Below are 18,273 nucleotides of genomic sequence, written 5' to 3'. Positions count from 1 at the left end.
GATTCACCTCCATACTTTCTTATGTAAATCTTATGATAGAAAAGCTTATTTTATTACCTAAAAATTATACTCTTGAAACTCCCTCTTTATTAGAAGTATCATAAGCTTTAATATTAGGTTCTATAATATTATTTAACTTTTTGTATTCTATATCTTGACCTACATAAGCTGAGCTTATAATGCCTGGTTTAAAGCATGTATCTAATACATAATTTATGTCATCACTATTTATATTGTTAATTCTTTTTATAACTTCCTCTTGAGTTTTAACTTTATTTCGAAGTAACATGTTCTTTGCATTAGAAAACATTCTTGAAGATGTACTTTCTAGACCTAATATATAATTAGCCTTAATCTTTTCTTTATTTATTTCTATAAGTTCTTTAGATATACCCTTTTCTGCAAAATTCTTAAGTTCTTTATTAATTACACTTAAAGCTTTTTCTGCAGATTGCTTACTTACTCCTGTATATATATTATTAATTCCAACACCTAAATAAGGTTGCCCATAGGAATAAATAGTATAGCAAAGTCCTAATTCTTCTCTAACTTTTTGAAATAATATTGATGAAGCACCGCCACCAAAAACATTATTTAATAAAACTAATGAATAAGCCTTTTCATGTGCATATGGTAGTCCTTTTAAAGCTAAGTTAATATGAAGCTGCTCTATTTGCTTATTAGTATACTTACTTTCTGTTAATAAAATAGGAGTTTCATACTTTGGAACGTAGTTCTTATCGCCTTCCCAAGAGCCAAAATGTTCTTCAAGAGTTTTCATTAATTCTTTTTCATCAAACTTACCACATACAGAAATAACTGAATTTAGTGGATTATAATGAGACTTTACAAATTCCTTTATTTTTTTACTATTAAATGACTTTATATTTTCTATACTTCCTAATATAGGGTATGATAATGGATTATTTCCAAAAATTGCTTTAGATTGATTATTATCTAAAACATCCTCTGGAGCATCTTCACTCATATTAATCTCTTCAATTACAACTCCTTGTTCTTTTTCTATTTCTTCATCATCAAACTTTGAGTTTATTATCATATCTGATAATATTTCTATAGATAAATCTAAATGAGTATTTAATGCTTTTATATAATAGCAAGTTGCTTCTTTGCTAGTATATGCATTTATTTGGCCACCAACATTTTCTATTTGCTGAACAATATCTTTAGATGATCTTTTTTCAGTTCCCTTAAAAAACATATGCTCTATAAAATGAGAAATCCCATTTTGCTTTAAATCCTCATTTCTTGATCCATTTTGAACCATAATTCCAACACTAATTGAATTTACATGGTCTATATATTCTGTAACTACCCTTAATCCATTTTTTAATTTATAAATATTATACATACCGTCTCCTTTATACAATTATAATATTATTTATATTAATATTATTCTATTTTATTATATACTTATGTAGTTATAAATAAAATTTTATCATATAAAGAAAAAAAGGCAATAAATTGCCCTTTGATAACACTTTTTTATTCAGTTTTTTCTTCTTCTGAACTATCTGTTATAGCATCTTTTCTTGAAAGATTTATCCTTCCTTGATTATCTATTTCAGTTACCTTAACTAATATTTCGTCACCAACTGAAACAACATCCTCTACTTTGTTTACTCTTGCCTTATCTAATTTAGAAATATGACATAAACCTTCTTTATTTGGAAGAATTTCAACAAAAGCACCAAAAGTAGTTATCTTAGTTACCTTTCCTAAGTAAACTTCACCAACCTTAACTTCTTTTGTTAATCCCTCAATAATAGAAATAGCCTTATTAACACCTTCATGATCTGGGGAAGATACAAATACTGTACCATCTTCTTTTATGTCTATTTTAACACCAGTTTCTTCAATAATCTTATTAATTACCTTACCACCAGCACCTATTATATCTCTAATTTTTTCTGTATCTACAGTAATTATAGATGTTTTAGGAGCATATTCAGAAACTTCTTTTCTTGCTTCTGGAATACATTCTTGAATTTTTTCTAATATTTCTAACCTTGCTTTTCTAGCTCCTCTAATAGCATCTTCTATAACCTTAAAGCTTAATCCTTTAATCTTAGTATCTACTTGGATAGATGTTATTCCTTCTACAGTTCCTGCAACTTTGAAGTCCATATCTGCGAAAAAGTCTTCAATACCTTGTATATCAGTTAAAACTTCTTCTCTTGTTAAATCTTCTGAGGTTATAAGTCCCATTGCAATACCTGCTGCTGGTCTCTTTAATGGAACCCCTGCATCTAATAAAGCTAAAGTACTTCCACATACTGATGCTTGAGACGTTGATCCATTAGAGCTTAAAACTTCTGAAACTAATCTAATAGTATATGGGAATTCTTCTTCTGAAGGTATTAGTGGTTCTAAAGCTCTTTCAGCTAACGCACCATGACCTATTTCTCTTCTTCCTGGCCCTCTTAATGGTTTAACTTCACCAACTGAATATCCTGGGAAGTTGTAGTGGTGCATGTATCTCTTTGATTCTTCTTCACCTATACCATCTATTATTTGAATATCACCAACTGCACCTAAAGTTGCAACAGTCATAACTTGAGTTAATCCTCTTGTAAATAAACCTGTTCCATGAGTTCTTGGTAAAATTCCTACTTCACAAGATATTGGTCTAATTTGATCAAAAGCTCTTTCATCCGGTCTTCTATGGTGATTTAAAAGCATATCTCTTACTACTTCTTTTTGTAGTCCATATATTATTTCTTTAATATCACCTATGTTATCTGGATACTTTTCTTCAAACTCTGCATAAACTTTTTCACTAACTTCATCCATTGCAGCATTTCTTTCATCTTTATCAGTAATCCACATAGCATTCTTTATCATGTCATTAGCAAACTCTCTGATTTCAGCTTCTAATTCTTTACTTGGTTTATATAGTTCTGGAACCATTTTTTCTTTTCCGAATTTTTCCATAGCCTCTTCTTGGAATTTTACTATGTCTTGACAACTATCAAAGCCAAATTTAATTGCATCAAGCATTAAATCTTCTGGTATTTCCTCACCACCAGCTTCGATCATCATAACTCTTTCGCTAGTTGCACAAACAGTTAATTGAAGAATACTTTCTTCTCTTTCTTTAGATGTTGGATTTAAAATGAATTTCCCATCGATTAGACCTACTTGCACAGCTGCAACAGGTGTTGTAAAAGGAATGCTTGATAAACATAATGATAATGACGCTGCATTAATCGCTAGAATTTCTGGTAAATTATCTTTTTCAACTGATACTACAGTACATACTACTTGCACATCATTTCTATATCCCTTTGGAAATAAAGGTCTTAATGGTCTATCAACCGCTCTTCCAAATAATATAGCATTTTCTGAAGGTCTTCCTTCCCTTTTTATAAATCCTCCTGGGATTTTTCCTACTGAATATAATCTTTCTTCATATTCAACACTTAGTGGAAAGAAATCTATCCCCTCTCTTGGTTTTTCTGAAGCATTAACATTAGTTAAAATTACTGTGTCTCCATAGCTAACAAAAGCAGCTACATTTGATAGCATACCAATCTTACCAAACTCTAACTTTAGTTCTCTGCCAGCTATTGTTGTTTTCATTACATTGTTCATTTTGTAACCTCCCTTCAAGGCTTCTATTTATCATTTAAAATTGTTAAAATAATAGAGCGGCTTAAAAACCGCTCTAAAAACTATCTTCTTAAGCCTAATTTTTTAATTATAGCTCTATATCTTTCGATATCTTGTTCAGCTAAGTAGTTTAAAAGTCCTCTTCTTCTACCAACCATCATTAAAAGACCTCTTCTTGAGTGGTGGTCTTTCTTGTGCATCTTTAAGTGATCAGTTAAAGAATTGATTCTTTCTGTTAATAAAGCTATTTGCACTTCTGGTGAACCAGTATCTCCTTCGTGTCTTCCATGTTCTTTAATAATTTCTTGCTTTCTTATTGCGTCCATTTATTCGCACCTCCGTAATATTATCCCCTATATCCATGAAATGAGATGGCATCCTCATATCTTAGAATTAGGTTCTTCCTTGCTATTATAACAAATCATATTATTATTGTAAATTATAAATTCACAATAATTAAATTATTATATCTTTATTTTTTATAAACTCTTCATCTTTTCTGATTTGTTCAACAAGTTCATCCAATGTATCAAATTTAAGTTCATCTCTTATTCTTTCTATAAAATAAACTTTAATCTCTTCTCCGTAAATCATTTCATCGAAGTTTAAAATATATGTTTCTATAGTTAAATCCTTTCCATTTACCGTTGGATTATACCCAACTGAGGTAAGTCCTTTAAATATATTTCCTTTATATTTTACATTTGTATAGTACACACCTTTTTCAGGAATAACCATTTTACTATCAAATTCTAAATTTGCTGTTGGAATTCCTATTGTTCTACCAAGCTGCTTACCATGTATTACTTTTCCTTTTATTAAATATGGCTCTGATAACATATTGGTAGCCTCAGAAACATTTCCTTCTAATATACAATTTCTAACTCTAGTACTACTTATAATATCTCCTTTGTATGTACATGGATCTATTATATATAATTCATATCCATATTTACTTTGAAGATCTTTTAATAGGTCTACATTTCCTAAATTTTTATGCCCAAATCTAAAATTAAAACCCACTACTATTCCCTTTACATTATAGTCTTCACAAAGTAATTTTATAAAGTCTTCTGCCTCTATTGACATAAATTCTTTTGTAAAAGTTCTAAGTACTACTATATCTACATTTTCTTCATCTAAATACTCAAGCTTTGTATCCAAATCCATAATCAACTTAGGTACACTATCAGGCTTTACAATTGTTTTAGGATGATTTTTATATGTAAAAACCATACTTTTACCATTTTTTTCTTTAGCAACTTGGACTGTCTTTCTTACAAGTGATAAATGACCATAATGAAGTCCATCAAAACTTCCTAATGCAACATAATTATCACTTTCCTTATCATTCATAATAATATCATCTATTACTATCATATCCTGCTCTCCTAATTAATTAACAATTTCTCTATCTTAAAACCTTGATGATTACTTTTACCAAGTCCAATGAATTTTCCGTCTTCATCATAAACTCTATATAGTTTTCCCATTTCAACTTTTTCTTTGGTAAATCTTTTGTCAAAAACTCTAACTCCATTAATTAAAAGCCTACAATACTTATTTAAAACTATCAATTTATCATAAGCATCTAAAGCTTCTTCAATACTTATGACAAATTTATTAATGTTATCTGAATTAATATCAGATATATTTACTGATTGCTCTTCAGAAAACTTAGAGGTTTTAGTTCTTTTAAGCTTAGTCATAGCTGCACCAACACCTAAAGCCTCACCAATGTCATAACAAAGACTTCTAATATATGTTCCTTTTGAACATGTAACTTTCATACTTATATTGGGATTATCTACTTTTATATCTTCAATATTGTATATTTTTACAAGTCTTCCCTCTCTTTCAACTTCAATACCTTTCCTTGCTAACTCATAGAGTCTTACACCATTTTGTTTTAAAGCAGAATACATTGGCGGAACTTGACTATATTCTCCCTTAAAGGAATTTATAGTCTTTAAAATATCTTCATTATTAATATTAGATGGATTATTTTCTTCAATTATTTCTCCTTCTAAATCATAGGTAGTAGTTTTAATTCCAAGCTTAAACTCTACTTCATATACTTTATCAGAATTCATAATATAATCAATAATTTTAGTCCCCTTACCAATACACACTGGAAGCACTCCAGAAGCTTCTGGGTCTAAAGTGCCTGTATGTCCAACCTTTTTTGTTCCTGAAACCTTTTTAATTATTCTTACTACATCAAAGGAAGTCATACCAGTATTTTTAAAAATACTAATTACTCCATCCATTATAACAACTCTTTCTCTATTTCTTCTAATATTTTATTTTTAGCTTCTTCTAGGCTCATTCCATTTAATGTTATACCAGCTGCTTTAATATGGCCTCCGCCACCAAGCTTTTCTGCAATTTTTCTAACATCAAAATCATTTTTAGATCTTAAGCTTGCCTTTGCTCCATTGTCAGTTTCCTTTATCAATACTGCAACTTCTACTCCCTTTATTTGCAAACCAAAGGATATTACATCAGAGGTATCTCCAATTTCTATTCCAAGTTCTTCTCCATAAGATTTTGGTATCTTAATTAGAGAAACTTTTCTATCAAATAAAAGTTCCATATTATTAATAGATTTTCCTATTAACCTAATTTTTTCAAAGCTTTTATTATCAAAAAGATTTTGATAAATAAAGGTATTATTCACTTGAATTTCTTTAAGCTTTGATGCTATTTTATGAGTTCTAGAAGTTACATTAGAATGTCTAAATCCACCTGTATCAGTTACTAATGATGTATAAAGACAAGTTCCAATTTCATAAATATCTTCATTATCTATTTCAAACTTTAAATTTAACTTTTCTAAAAGTTCGTAAATTATTTCTGCTGTTGCTGCTGCATTAGTATCCACATAATTTAATTTACCATATTTATCATTCGAAATATGATGATCTATATTAATTATAGTTCCTTTAAAATTCATTAAATCTGCTGATATACGTTCAAAATTACCACAATCTACAACAACCACTATATCTGTATCTTGACTAGGTGTTGTTACTAATCCATTTCCTTCATTAGCACTTTTTAAAAATTGAAGATTATCTGAAATTATATCTTTTGAAATTAAATAAGCGTTTTTATTTAAATATCTTAATCCATTTAATAGTGCAAGTGCACTACCTACTGCATCACCATCAGGTGATACATGGTAGGTAATGCCTATTTTATTACTATCTAATATTAATTTACAAATATCTTGTAAACTATTCATTACTTTTCCTTAACTTTATCTATAAGTTCTTCTATTCTCATACTATAACTTATAGAATCATCTAGTTCGAATATTATTTGAGGAGTATTTCTTAAATTCATTCTTTGACCTACTTCTCTTCTTACATATCCGCTTGCACTTTTTAATGCAGCAAAGGTTTCATTTTTTTCTTCTTCGTTTTTACCAAAAATACTTACAAACACCTTTGCATATTTCAAATCCTTACTAACTTTTACTGATGTAATTGACACCATAGCAGTCATTCTAGGATCCTTAATTTCATCTCTTAAGATAACGCTTATTTCTCTTCTTACTTCTTCGTTTATCCTTCCGCCTCTATAATTAGCCATTTAAAATCACCTCTTTATTAAAGCTGCTTTCTTTCAACTGCTTGCATACTAAAGGATTCTATTATATCGCCTTCTTTAATGTCATTAAATTTATCTACGCTTAAGCCACATTCATATCCAGAATTAACTTCCTTTGCATCGTCTTTAAATCTCTTTAATGATGCTAAAGTAGACTCGAATATAACTATTCCATCTCTTATAATTCTAACTTCTGAATTTCTTAAGATTTTACCATCTATAACATAACATCCAGCAATTGTTCCTATATTAGAAATCTTATATACCATTCTTACTTCTGCTTTACCATTTATAACTTCTTTGTATTCTGGATCAAGCATTCCAATCATAGCTGATTTAACATCTTCGATTGCATCGTATATAATTCTGTAAGTTTTAATTTCAACACCATCTTTATCTGCAACTGCAGTAGCATTTGAATCCGGTCTTACATTAAATCCTATTAATAAAGCATTTGATGCTGTAGCAAGAGTTACGTCTGTTTCAGTTATAGCACCAACCCCACCATGTATAACTCTAACTTTAACATCTTCAGTAGATAATTTTTCTAAAGATTGCTTGATTGCTTGAACTGATCCTTGTACATCAGCCTTTACTATTATTCCAAGTTCTTTAACAGTTCCTTCTTGAATTTGACTATATAAATCTTCAAGAGAAACTCTATTAGCAGAATGGAAACTTTCATCTTTAATTTTTTGTTTTCTTGATTCAGCCATATTTCTTGCTGTTTTTTCATCTTTAACAACAGTAAATCTATCTCCAGCTGCTGGGACTTCTGAAAGTCCTAATATTTCTACTGGTATTGAAGGACCAGCACTCTTTATAGATTTACCTTTATCATCAAACATAGCTCTTATTCTTCCATAAGTAGATCCTACTAAAATTGAATCACCAACATGTAATGTACCATTTTGAATAAGTAATGTTGCAACTGCTCCTCTTCCTTTATCAAGCTTAGCTTCTATTACAGTCCCTTTAGCCTTTCTCTTAGGATCAGCTTTAAGTTCTGCCATTTCAGCAGTTAATAATACCATTTCTAACAATTGCTCTAAATTTTCTCCAGTTTTTGCAGATACAGGAACGCATATAGTATCTCCGCCCCAATCTTCAGCTACTAATTCATATTCAGTTAGTTCTTGCTTAACTCTATCAATATTCGCTCCAGGTCTATCAATCTTGTTTATTGCAACTATCATAGGAACATCAGCAGCTTTACAGTGATTTATAGCTTCTTTAGTCTGTGGCATTATTCCATCATCTGCTGCAACTACTAATATAACTACATCTGTAACTTGAGCTCCTCTAGCTCTCATTGCTGTAAAAGCTTCATGTCCTGGAGTATCTAAAAATGTTAACTTTTCTCCATTTAAGTTTACAGTATATGCACCTATATGTTGTGTTATCCCACCTGCTTCATTCGCTGTTACATTAGCTTTTCTTATAGCATCTAAAAGTGAAGTCTTACCGTGGTCAACGTGACCCATAACTGTAACTATCGGAGGTCTTTTAACTAAGTTCTCTTCAACTATTTCCTCATCTTCAACTACTTCTAGTTCTTCTTTTTCCTCTTTTTTAGCAACTAAACATTCATATTTTTCACATACTTTTTCGGCTGTTGCAAAATCTATTTCTTGATTTATTCCAGCCATAACTCCAGTGAATATAAGAGTTTTTATAACATCCGCACTAGGCTTACCAAGTTTTTCCGCTAATTCTTTTACAGTTATAGTTTCACCAATTTCAACTACTCCTGATCCACCTTCTCCAATGGCTCCAGCTGATTCATCTGTTTTCTTTCTCTTTTTCTTCTTAGCTTGATTATTAACTTCTTCAGCTAATATTTCTTCATATTCATCTACTATAGTTTTATTTTTAGCTGCATCTGTTTCTCCGATTAATTCTTTAATTAACTCTGCATCCTCATCTTCTATAACGCTCATATGATTTTTTACATCAACGCTAAATTCATTCATTAATAATTCTATAAGATCTTTTGAGCTTATCTCAAGCTCTTTTGCCAATTCATACACTCTGATTTTTGACAATAAAATCACCCCCGGTTAATTTTTGTTATTTTTATCTTCGTAAAGGGTATAAAGTTTGTTAGCCATATTTTTATCAGTTATAGATAATATTTTAACTTCTTCTCTTCCGATAGAAGCTCCTAATTCTTCTTTTGAAAAGTCTTCTATAAACCTTATATTTTTTAATATACAATGGTTTTTAAATTTCTTTTTAGTACTGTTTGAAGCATCATTAGATATTATAAATAGGAACATTGATTTCCTATTTCTTTCTTCATCACACTTACTATACCCTTCAATTACATTTCCTGCTCTTTTAGCTAAACCTAGAAAGTTAAAAAAATTATTCATTTATTTCTTCCTTTAACCTATTATATATTTCTTCATCTATAGCTATATCTAAATTTCTTGAAAGCCTCTTTGTCTTAAAAGCTTTTTCTAAGCACTCTATGTTTTTACAAATATAAGCTCCTCTTCCTGACTTTTTACCAGTTAAGTCAACAGAAACTTCATTTTCAGGACTCTTAACTACTCTTATAAGTTCCTTTTTAGGCTTCATTTCCATGCATCCTGTACACATTCTCAAAGGAATTTTCTTTACTTTCATAAGAAACCTCCATTATTCTAAAATTTCAATTTCTTCAGATAGTTCTTCTTTTTCTGCCTTTAATGCCTCAGCTTGTGATTTGCTCTTTATGTCTATTTTCCAATTAGTTAATTTTGCTGCAAGTCTAACATTTTGTCCTTCCTTACCTATAGCAAGTGATAATTGATTATCATCTACAACAACCTTGGCTGATTTGCTATCTTCAGAAACTGAAACCTCTAAAACTTTTGCAGGACTTAAAGATGCTGCTATAAATTCTTCAGGATTTTTACTCCATTTAATAATATCTATTTTCTCACCTTTAAGCTCATTTACTATATTTTGTACTCTAATTCCTTTTGGACCCACACAAGCTCCCATTGGATCTACATTTTCATCATTTGAGTAAACTGCTATTTTACTTCTTGAACCAGCTTCTCTTGAAATACTTTTTATTTCAACAACACCCTCATAAATTTCAGGCACTTCTAACTCAAATAATCTCTTTACTAGACCTGGATGTGTTCTTGAAACTACTATTTGAGCTCCTTTTGAACCATTCTTAACTTCTACAACATATAGTTTTACTTTTTCATTAAACTTATATTCTTCTCCTGGAATTTGTTCATTTGGTCCAATAGATGTTTCTATTCTTCCAAGATTAACAAATACATTACCTTTATCTTTTCTTAATACAGTTCCAGTAATAATATCATATTCTAATTCTTTATATTCTGAATATACTATATTTCTCTCTGCTTCTCTTATTCTTTGAGTAACCACACCCTTAGCAAGTTGAGCTGCAACTCTACCGAAGTTTTTTGGTGTTACTTCTAAATCTACTATATCATCAAGATCATATCTTGGACTTACTTCTTTAGCTTCTTCTAAGCTTATTTCAGTTACATAATCATATACATCTTCAACTACAACTTTTTGAGCATATACATGTATTTCACCTGTTTCTCTATTTATGCTTACTTTAACATTTTGTGCTGAAGTAGTTGGACTAGCATAATTTTTTTTGTATGCTGCAACTAGTGCATCTTCTATAGTTGTAAAAAGTAAATCCTCGCTAATTCCTTTATCCTTAACAATTTCTTTAAGAGCAGCTATAAACTCTTGGTTCATTTTAATATCCTCCTTATTATATTTCCCCTTCTAAATTTGCTGATTTTATTTTATCCTTTGGAATAGTAAATAATTTTTCAGCTTCAACTACAACTGAATCTTCATTTACTTCTTTTAATGTTCCCTTAATATTTTTCTTACCTTCGAAGGACTTGGTAAATCTAATAAAAACCTCTTTGCCAATTTGATTCTTATAATGATCATCAGTATATAATCCTCTATTTAAACCTGGAGATGATACTTCAAGAAAATAAGCAACTGAAATTGGATCTTCTTCATCCATTATATCACTAACTCTTCTTGATAACTTTTCACAATCAGTTAAAGTTATACCACCATCCTTATCAATATATATTCTTAAATAATATTCTCCATTTTCTTTTACATACTCAATGTGATAAATTTCATAACTTAATTCATCAGCTACAGGTCTTACTAATTGATATATCTTTTCTATTAATGCATCAACTTTCATATTAACCTCCTTTACCTATTCAGTTTTATTTAAAAGTTTTACTAATTAACTTTTCTATAAAAAAAGCAACTAAATGGTAGTTGCAATTAAATAGAAAGAGCGGGTAATTATTATCCCCACTCCTAACTCCTAGCTATTAGTAAATCACTTCTTTTCTTATCCTATCACAATTTCCTAATTAATACAAGGGGGTAGTAAGTATTTTATTCTTCCCATTATATTAATTACTTTCCCAATATAATAATTATTATACTAATTAGAATAAAGATAATTGGTTTGTTTCAGACATTCCTTCTAAACATCCATGATTACTTAAAGTTTCAATAACTGTCTTTGAAACCTTTGCCCTAACTCTTAAATCTTCTTTTGAAATAAATTCTCCTTGTTTTCTAGCTTCAACTATACTTTTAGCAGCATTATCTCCAACACCTTGAAGTGCACTTATTGGTGGTCTGATTCCATCTTCTTCTATTGTAAATTTAGTAGCTTCAGAAATATATAAATCTACTTTTTTAAATTTAAGACCTCTTACATAAAGTTCATAAGATAATTCTAAAACAGTAATTAATCCTTTATCCTTTGCAGTAGCCTTATTTCCTAGTTCATATAATTCATCCAGCTTTGCTTTTATTGCTCCAGGCCCTTTACAAATTAAATCTGCATCAAAATCATCTGCTCTAACAGTAAAATATGTCGCATAATATGCTTCTGGATAATGAACTTTAAAATAAGCAATTCTAACCGCCATCATTACATATGCAACTGCGTGTCCCTTAGGGAACATATACTTAATTCTCTTACAAGATTCTATATACCAATCCGGAACATTATTTTCTCTCATCAACTTTTCAAATTCTTCTGTTAATCCCTTACCTTTTCTTACACTTTCCATTATTGTAAATGCCATCTTAGGTGGTACTCCTGCATACATTAAATAAACCATAATATCATCTCTTGTAGAAATACAATCTTTAAGTGTAGTATATCCTTCTTTTATAAAATACTGTGCATTATTAAGCCATACATCCGTACCATGAGAAAGACCAGAAATTCTAACTAAATCTGCAAAACTCTTAGGCTGAGTATCAACAAGCATCCCTCTAACAAATTTAGTTCCAAATTCAGGAAGTCCATAACTACCAACTTCACATCCAAGTTCCTCTTTAGTTACACCTAAAGCATCTGGTGATGTAAATAAAGAAATAACCCTTTCATCATTTAAAGGTATAGTCTTTGGATCTACTCCTGTCAAGTCTTGAAGCATCCTAATCATTGTAGGATCATCGTGTCCAAGTATATCAAGTTTTAAAAGTCTACCAGATATTGAATGGTAATCAAAATGTGTAGTAGTAACATCAGAAGTAGAATCATCAGCTGGCCTTTGTATAGGCGTGAAATTATATATTTCATTATCACTAGGAACAACCATAATTCCACCTGGATGTTGTCCAGTAGTTCTCTTGATACCTGTACATCCAATAGTTAATCTTTCAATTTCTGCACTTGAAGCTCTTAATCCTCTTTCATCTAGATATTTTCTCACATATCCATAAGCAGTTTTTTCAGCTACAGTACCTATAGTTCCAGCCTTAAATACATATCCCTTACCAAATAAAACTTCTGTATATTTGTGTATTTCACCTTGGTTATCACCAGAGAAATTAAGATCTATATCGGGCTCCTTATCCCCTTCAAATCCTAAGAATGTTTCAAAAGGTATATCGTGACCATCTTTTATATATTTTGTTCCACACTTTGAACAATTTTTATCCTCTAAATCTGCTCCTGAACTAACAGATCCATCCAAGAAGAATTCTGAATTCTTACAATTAGGACAAACATAATGTGGAGGAAGTCCATTAACCTCTGTTATATTTGACATTGTTGCAACAAAAGATGAACCAACAGATCCTCTCGAACCAACCAAATATCCATCAGATAAAGATTTAGCAACAAGCTTTTGTGCAATTAAATAAAGAACAGCATATCCATTATTAATAATAGAATTTAATTCTTTATCTAATCTTTTTTGAACTATTTCCGGTAATGGATCTCCATAAATAGAGTGAACCTTTTTCATAGTCATCTCTCTAATTTCTTCATCAGCACCCTCAATCTTAGGAGGATATGTTTCGTCTGGTATTGGTTTTAATACATCTATAGAATCTGCTATTATACTAGGATTAGTTATTACTACTTCTCTTGCTACCTTTTCTCCCAAATAGGCAAATTCCTTTAGCATTTCTTCTGTTGTCTTTAAATACAATGGAGGCTGATTATCTGAATCTGAAAATCCTTGTCCTGCCATTATTATTCGTCTAAAAACTTCATCTTGCGGATCTAGGAAGTGTACATCTCCAGTCGCAACAACTAATTTATTTAATTCTTTTCCTAGTCTATATATTCTTTCATTTAATGCTCTTAATTCATCTTCATCTTTAACATTACCTTTTTCTATAAGATAGCTATTATTTGCAATAGGTTGAATTTCTAGATAATCATAAAAACTCATTATTTCTTTAAGCTCTTCATCTGATTTACCATCAAGTACAGACCTATATACTTCTCCTGCTTCACACGCAGAACCTATTATTAACTCATCTCTTACTTCCATCAACCTGCTTTTTCTAGTTCTTGGATTCTTATGAAAATTATCTAAATGAGCTTCAGAAATCAATTTATATAAACTTTTCATTCCTGCTTGAGTTTTGGCAAAAATAATTATATGAAAAGTTTTTTCTTTTTTAATATCCATTTTTTCAAGGAATTCCCTATTTAATTCCTTAATATTATTAATATTTAATTCTTCTATCATCTTTTTTATAGAAATTAAGAATATATCTGCAGTTGCCTTAGCATCATCTACTGCTCTATGATGATTTTCAAGAGAAACTCCTAAATACTTAGCCACTAAATTTAGTTTAACTCTTTTTAAATCTGGGTATAAAAATCTCGCCATTGGTACAGTATCCACAATAGTAGATGTAAATTCTAAACCTAAGTCATTACAATTTTTCTTAATAAACCCTGTGTCAAAAGCAGCATTATGAGCAACTACTGCACATCCGTCTATAAACTCCATAAATTTAGGTAAAACTAACTCGATTGGATCTGCATCTTTTACCATTTCATCAGTTATACCTGTAAGTTCAGTTATTTTATATGGTATTTTACATTTAGGATATATAAATTCACTAAAAGTATCAATAACTTCTCTGTTTTTTATTTTAACAGCACCTATTTCTATAATTTTATCATTTTTTGCTGAAAACCCTGTAGTTTCTATATCAAAAACTATAAAAGTATCATTAAAATCTTCATTTTTATCATTTATAGCAATAGGAATTCCATCATTAACTAAATATCCTTCAACTCCATATAATACCTTCATTTTATTTTTTTTAGCTGCAATTTGTGCATCTGGAAAAGCTTGAACTACCCCATGATCTGTGATTGCAATTGCTTTATGTCCCCATTTAGCAGCTCTTTCAATTAATTTAGTAACAGAAGTTACTCCATCCATAGCACTCATAGTAGTATGACAATGAAGCTCTACTCTTTTTTCTTCTGCTCCATCCATTCTATCTATTTTGCTCATCTTTAGAATATCTCTCCCCATTATTACTACTTCTCTTGCATATGTATCATATACAGCTTCTCCTCTTACCTTACAATATAATCCCTTCTTTACAGCTTCTAAAACCTCCTCTGTTTCTTGAGGTCTTAAAAAGCACTTTACAGTTATAGAACTAGTATAATCTGTGATAAAGAAAGTAAGGATAGTCTTTCCTGTCTTAGTTTCTACAATATCTGTCTTAAATACTTCTCCAATTACTGCAACTAATCCTGATGTTTCATCTATTTCCTTAATTGCTATTGCTTCTTGGCTTATTGATCTTCCTAAGATGCTATTTTCACTTTTTGCCTCTCTTTTAAACTCACGTTTTTCATAAGGCTTCTTAGGTTTTGCTCCTTGCTTTTCTTCAGTATTAGATTTTTTAGCTGATGATTCTTTTGAAATTGTTCTTCCACTAAATATCTCTTTTAATACTTCTCTCTCTTGCTCTAATTTTTCTTCATAATTATTTTCTGATTCTAAGCTACTATCATATAGTAACTTTACTTTTGATTTTAATCCAAAAATACTTTCTATATTTAGAGAAATTTGCTTAGGTATTTCTCTAAAATTTAAATGTTCATTAATTTTATCATACCCACTACTTATAATGACATTATTTCCTTCTACCTTTTTAGATCCTTTGGTTAATACTGACTTTGCCAATGGTACTTTCTTTAAAATATTTCCTACAACTTCTGGCCAATGTTTCTCTACTACTTCTTCAAGTGATAAGCTTGAAACATCTCTATAAAATAATACTTCTATATTAATATCTATATTTAACGCATTTTTTATAGCTCTTATTACTTTATCCTCTTCTTCATTATTTAATCCATCTTTTCCCCTAAGCACAACTTTTAATACATTACTTTTTCTCAAAAATTGAAACTTAACTATACTTATTTCTTTATCTTCCAAAGTATCATCTTTATTTATTTCTTTTTTTATAAGTTTTAAAGCATTTTCACTCAATGAAACACCCCACTTTTAATATCCACTTGTCAATTATATTTAGTATAAAAGGGAAAATTGACAATGTAAAATGACTATTAAGCATTATATCACCTTAACATTTCATTATTCATTGTCAATCAATTCCATTACATATTTTCTATTTCTTTCATTAATTCTTCAATTAATTCTTCTTCCTTTACTTTTCTAACTATAACACCTTTTTTAAATATTAAGCCTTCGCCTCTTCCTCCAGCTATTCCAATATCAGCTTCTCTAGCTTCTCCAGGACCATTTACTGCACATCCCATTACAGCAACCTTAATATCTTTATTTATATTTTCTAATCTTTTTTCAACTTCTTGAGCTATTTTTATTAAATTTATTTGTGTCCTTCCACAAGTAGGACAAGAAACAAATTGTAATCCACTTTTTCTTAAATTTAATGCCTTTAGGATTTCCTTAGCAACTTTTATCTCTTCAATTGGGTCACTAGTTAAAGAAACTCTTATAGTATCTCCAATTCCTTCTGCTAAAAGAGTTCCAAGTCCAATACTTGATTTTATTGTTCCTCTAAATGGAGTCCCAGATTCAGTTACTCCTAAATGTAAAGGATAATTACAACTTTCGCTCATTAATCTATAGGCATCTATCATCATAGTTACATCTGAAGATTTAATAGATACAACTATATCATAAAAATCTAACTCTTCTAAAATTCTAACATGCTTTAAAGCAGACTCAACCAATCCCTTTGCAGTTGGCTTTCCATCTCTCTCTAATATATCCTTTTCTAATGAGCCTGAATTAACTCCAATTCTAATTGGAATATTTTTATTTTTTGCAGCTTCCACTACGATTTTTACCTTTTCAGTACTTCCTATATTACCAGGATTAATTCTCAAAGCTGATACTCCATTTTCAATCGCAGCTAATGCTAACTTGTAATCAAAGTGTATATCTGCAACCACAGGTATTGGTGATTTATCACATATTCCTTTTAAGGCTTCTGCCGCTTTCATATCAGGAACAGCACATCTTATAATTTCACAACCAGCCTCATATAAAGTATTAATTTGAGCTAAAGTTGCATCAACATCTCTAGTATCTGTATTTGTCATCGATTGTATAGATACAGGTGAATCACCACCTACATAACAACTTCCAACCTTAACTTTTCTTGTTTTCTTTCTTTCCATTTTATTACCTCTCCTATAGCTGTATAGGGAACAATATGTCCTTTATAGTTACTAAAATCATAAGTCCAAACAAAAGCATAATTCCCACATAATTCATTGCACCAACTATTCTATCTGGAACTTTTCTTTTTGTAATTAGCTCAATTAATAATATTACTGTCCATCCACCATCTAAAGCTGGGAATGGTAACATATTAAATACAGCTAAATTAATACTTATAAATGCTATAAAGTACATAAGATTCCATATACCATTTTTTGCAGCTTCACCGGACATTCTAATAATAGAAACAGGACCCCCTACATCCGTTTTAAAATTAACTTTACCAGTAACCATCATTTTAAGACTTTTATAAGTTTGATTAACTACTGCTATCGTTTCTTTGAAGCTTTGTTTAAAACTCTGAACTATCCCTGGATTATCCACTCTTTCAAATCCAAATCCAATCATATATCTTTCGCTTCCATTCTCCTCTACTAACTTCGGAGTAACGACAATTTCCGTATTCTCCCCATCTCTTCTAACTAAAAATGTAATTGGTTCATCCTTAGCTAAGTTTATTCCTATGGTTAAATCATCTGCTGAAAACACCTTACTACCATTAACTTTTAAGAATTCATCGCCTTCTTGCAATCCAGCCTCTACAGCAGGCATATTTTCTATCAAACTCGCTACTTTAGGCAAACTATAACCAAATTTATTTAAAAATACTGTAAATATAATTATAGCAAGTAAAAAATTCATAAAAGCGCCTGCTATAATTACACTTATTCTTCTAATAGGCGATTTAGAAGAAAAACTTCTTTCATCCTGAACTTCTTCATCTTCCCCCATCATTTTAACATATCCGCCAATTGGAAACAAACCTATTGAATATTTAGTTTCTTTTCCATCAACAGAAAAAATTTTAGGACCCATACCTATTGCAAACTCTTCAACCCTTATTCCATTAACCTTTGCCATTATAAAATGTCCAAGTTCGTGAACTATTATAAGTAAACTAAAACCCAATAATGCGTAAACTATATACAATATAACT

Annotated in this window: 15 protein-coding genes; all 15 read right to left on the bottom strand. The window is 30.1% G+C overall.

Features of this window, described 5'->3' with window-relative positions:
- Positions 1-64 precede the first annotated feature (64 nt).
- The 15 genes from ACQPVP_RS10150 to ACQPVP_RS10080 all read right to left on the bottom strand — a co-directional run bounded on the left by ACQPVP_RS10150 (position 65) and on the right by ACQPVP_RS10080 (position 18,266).
- Positions 65-1,372 carry a M16 family metallopeptidase gene (locus ACQPVP_RS10150; RefSeq protein ID WP_430849634.1) on the bottom strand — a complete coding sequence of 436 codons (1,308 nt, stop codon included), beginning with the start codon at positions 1,370-1,372 and terminating at the stop codon, positions 65-67.
- Positions 1,373-1,506: 134 nt separating this feature from the next.
- Positions 1,507-3,615 (bottom strand): polyribonucleotide nucleotidyltransferase, encoded by a 2,109-nt coding sequence (locus tag ACQPVP_RS10145; protein ID WP_430849632.1) that lies wholly within the window; start codon positions 3,613-3,615, stop codon positions 1,507-1,509.
- Between the two features lie 80 nt (positions 3,616-3,695).
- Entirely contained in the window at positions 3,696-3,959 is a 264-nt protein-coding gene (gene rpsO, locus ACQPVP_RS10140) for a 30S ribosomal protein S15 (RefSeq protein WP_136004902.1), read from the bottom strand.
- A gap of 130 nt (positions 3,960-4,089) precedes the next feature.
- Entirely contained in the window at positions 4,090-5,013 is a 924-nt protein-coding gene (locus tag ACQPVP_RS10135) for a bifunctional riboflavin kinase/FAD synthetase (RefSeq protein ID WP_430849630.1), read from the bottom strand.
- Positions 5,014-5,024: 11 nt separating this feature from the next.
- On the bottom strand, positions 5,025-5,903 hold the full coding sequence (truB, locus tag ACQPVP_RS10130) for a tRNA pseudouridine(55) synthase TruB (RefSeq protein WP_430849628.1): 879 nt from the start codon (positions 5,901-5,903) through the stop codon (positions 5,025-5,027).
- On the bottom strand, positions 5,903-6,880 hold the full coding sequence (locus ACQPVP_RS10125; RefSeq protein WP_430849626.1) for a DHH family phosphoesterase: 978 nt from the start codon (positions 6,878-6,880) through the stop codon (positions 5,903-5,905). Before ACQPVP_RS10125 ends, truB begins: the two co-directional genes overlap by 1 nt.
- Positions 6,880-7,230 (bottom strand): 30S ribosome-binding factor RbfA, encoded by a 351-nt coding sequence (rbfA, locus tag ACQPVP_RS10120; RefSeq protein WP_430841066.1) that lies wholly within the window; start codon positions 7,228-7,230, stop codon positions 6,880-6,882. The genes ACQPVP_RS10125 and rbfA overlap by 1 nt, the downstream gene beginning before the upstream one ends.
- Positions 7,231-7,247: 17 nt before the next feature.
- Complete coding sequence (infB, locus tag ACQPVP_RS10115) at positions 7,248-9,293, bottom strand: translation initiation factor IF-2 (RefSeq protein ID WP_430849624.1); 2,046 nt, start codon at positions 9,291-9,293, stop codon at positions 7,248-7,250.
- 15 nt (positions 9,294-9,308) lie between these two features.
- Positions 9,309-9,623, bottom strand: a complete 315-nt coding sequence (locus ACQPVP_RS10110; RefSeq protein ID WP_430849621.1) for a ribosomal L7Ae/L30e/S12e/Gadd45 family protein — start codon at positions 9,621-9,623, stop codon at positions 9,309-9,311.
- Positions 9,616-9,879, bottom strand: coding sequence for an RNase P modulator RnpM (gene rnpM, locus ACQPVP_RS10105; protein WP_430849619.1), 264 nt, complete (start codon positions 9,877-9,879; stop codon positions 9,616-9,618). The genes ACQPVP_RS10110 and rnpM overlap by 8 nt, the downstream gene beginning before the upstream one ends.
- A gap of 12 nt (positions 9,880-9,891) precedes the next feature.
- Positions 9,892-10,989, bottom strand: a complete 1,098-nt coding sequence (nusA, locus tag ACQPVP_RS10100) for a transcription termination factor NusA (RefSeq protein ID WP_430849617.1) — start codon at positions 10,987-10,989, stop codon at positions 9,892-9,894.
- Between the two features lie 16 nt (positions 10,990-11,005).
- Positions 11,006-11,464, bottom strand: coding sequence for a ribosome maturation factor RimP (gene rimP / locus ACQPVP_RS10095; RefSeq protein WP_430849615.1), 459 nt, complete (start codon positions 11,462-11,464; stop codon positions 11,006-11,008).
- A gap of 256 nt (positions 11,465-11,720) precedes the next feature.
- Positions 11,721-16,055 (bottom strand): PolC-type DNA polymerase III, encoded by a 4,335-nt coding sequence (locus ACQPVP_RS10090; protein WP_430849613.1) that lies wholly within the window; start codon positions 16,053-16,055, stop codon positions 11,721-11,723.
- A gap of 128 nt (positions 16,056-16,183) precedes the next feature.
- A complete protein-coding gene (ispG, locus tag ACQPVP_RS10085; RefSeq protein WP_430849611.1) occupies positions 16,184-17,233 on the bottom strand; it encodes a flavodoxin-dependent (E)-4-hydroxy-3-methylbut-2-enyl-diphosphate synthase in 1,050 nt (349 codons plus the stop codon).
- Positions 17,234-17,246: 13 nt separating this feature from the next.
- A complete protein-coding gene (locus ACQPVP_RS10080; protein ID WP_430849609.1) occupies positions 17,247-18,266 on the bottom strand; it encodes a M50 family metallopeptidase in 1,020 nt (339 codons plus the stop codon).
- Positions 18,267-18,273: the final 7 nt, after the last annotated feature.

The organism is Clostridium nigeriense (genome assembly GCF_050585265.1).
GTDB classification, from domain to species: Bacteria; Bacillota; Clostridia; order Clostridiales; family Clostridiaceae; genus Clostridium; species Clostridium nigeriense_B.
The sequence above is the reverse complement of the archived record's forward strand: the minus strand, read 5'-3'. Positions and strand labels throughout refer to the sequence as shown.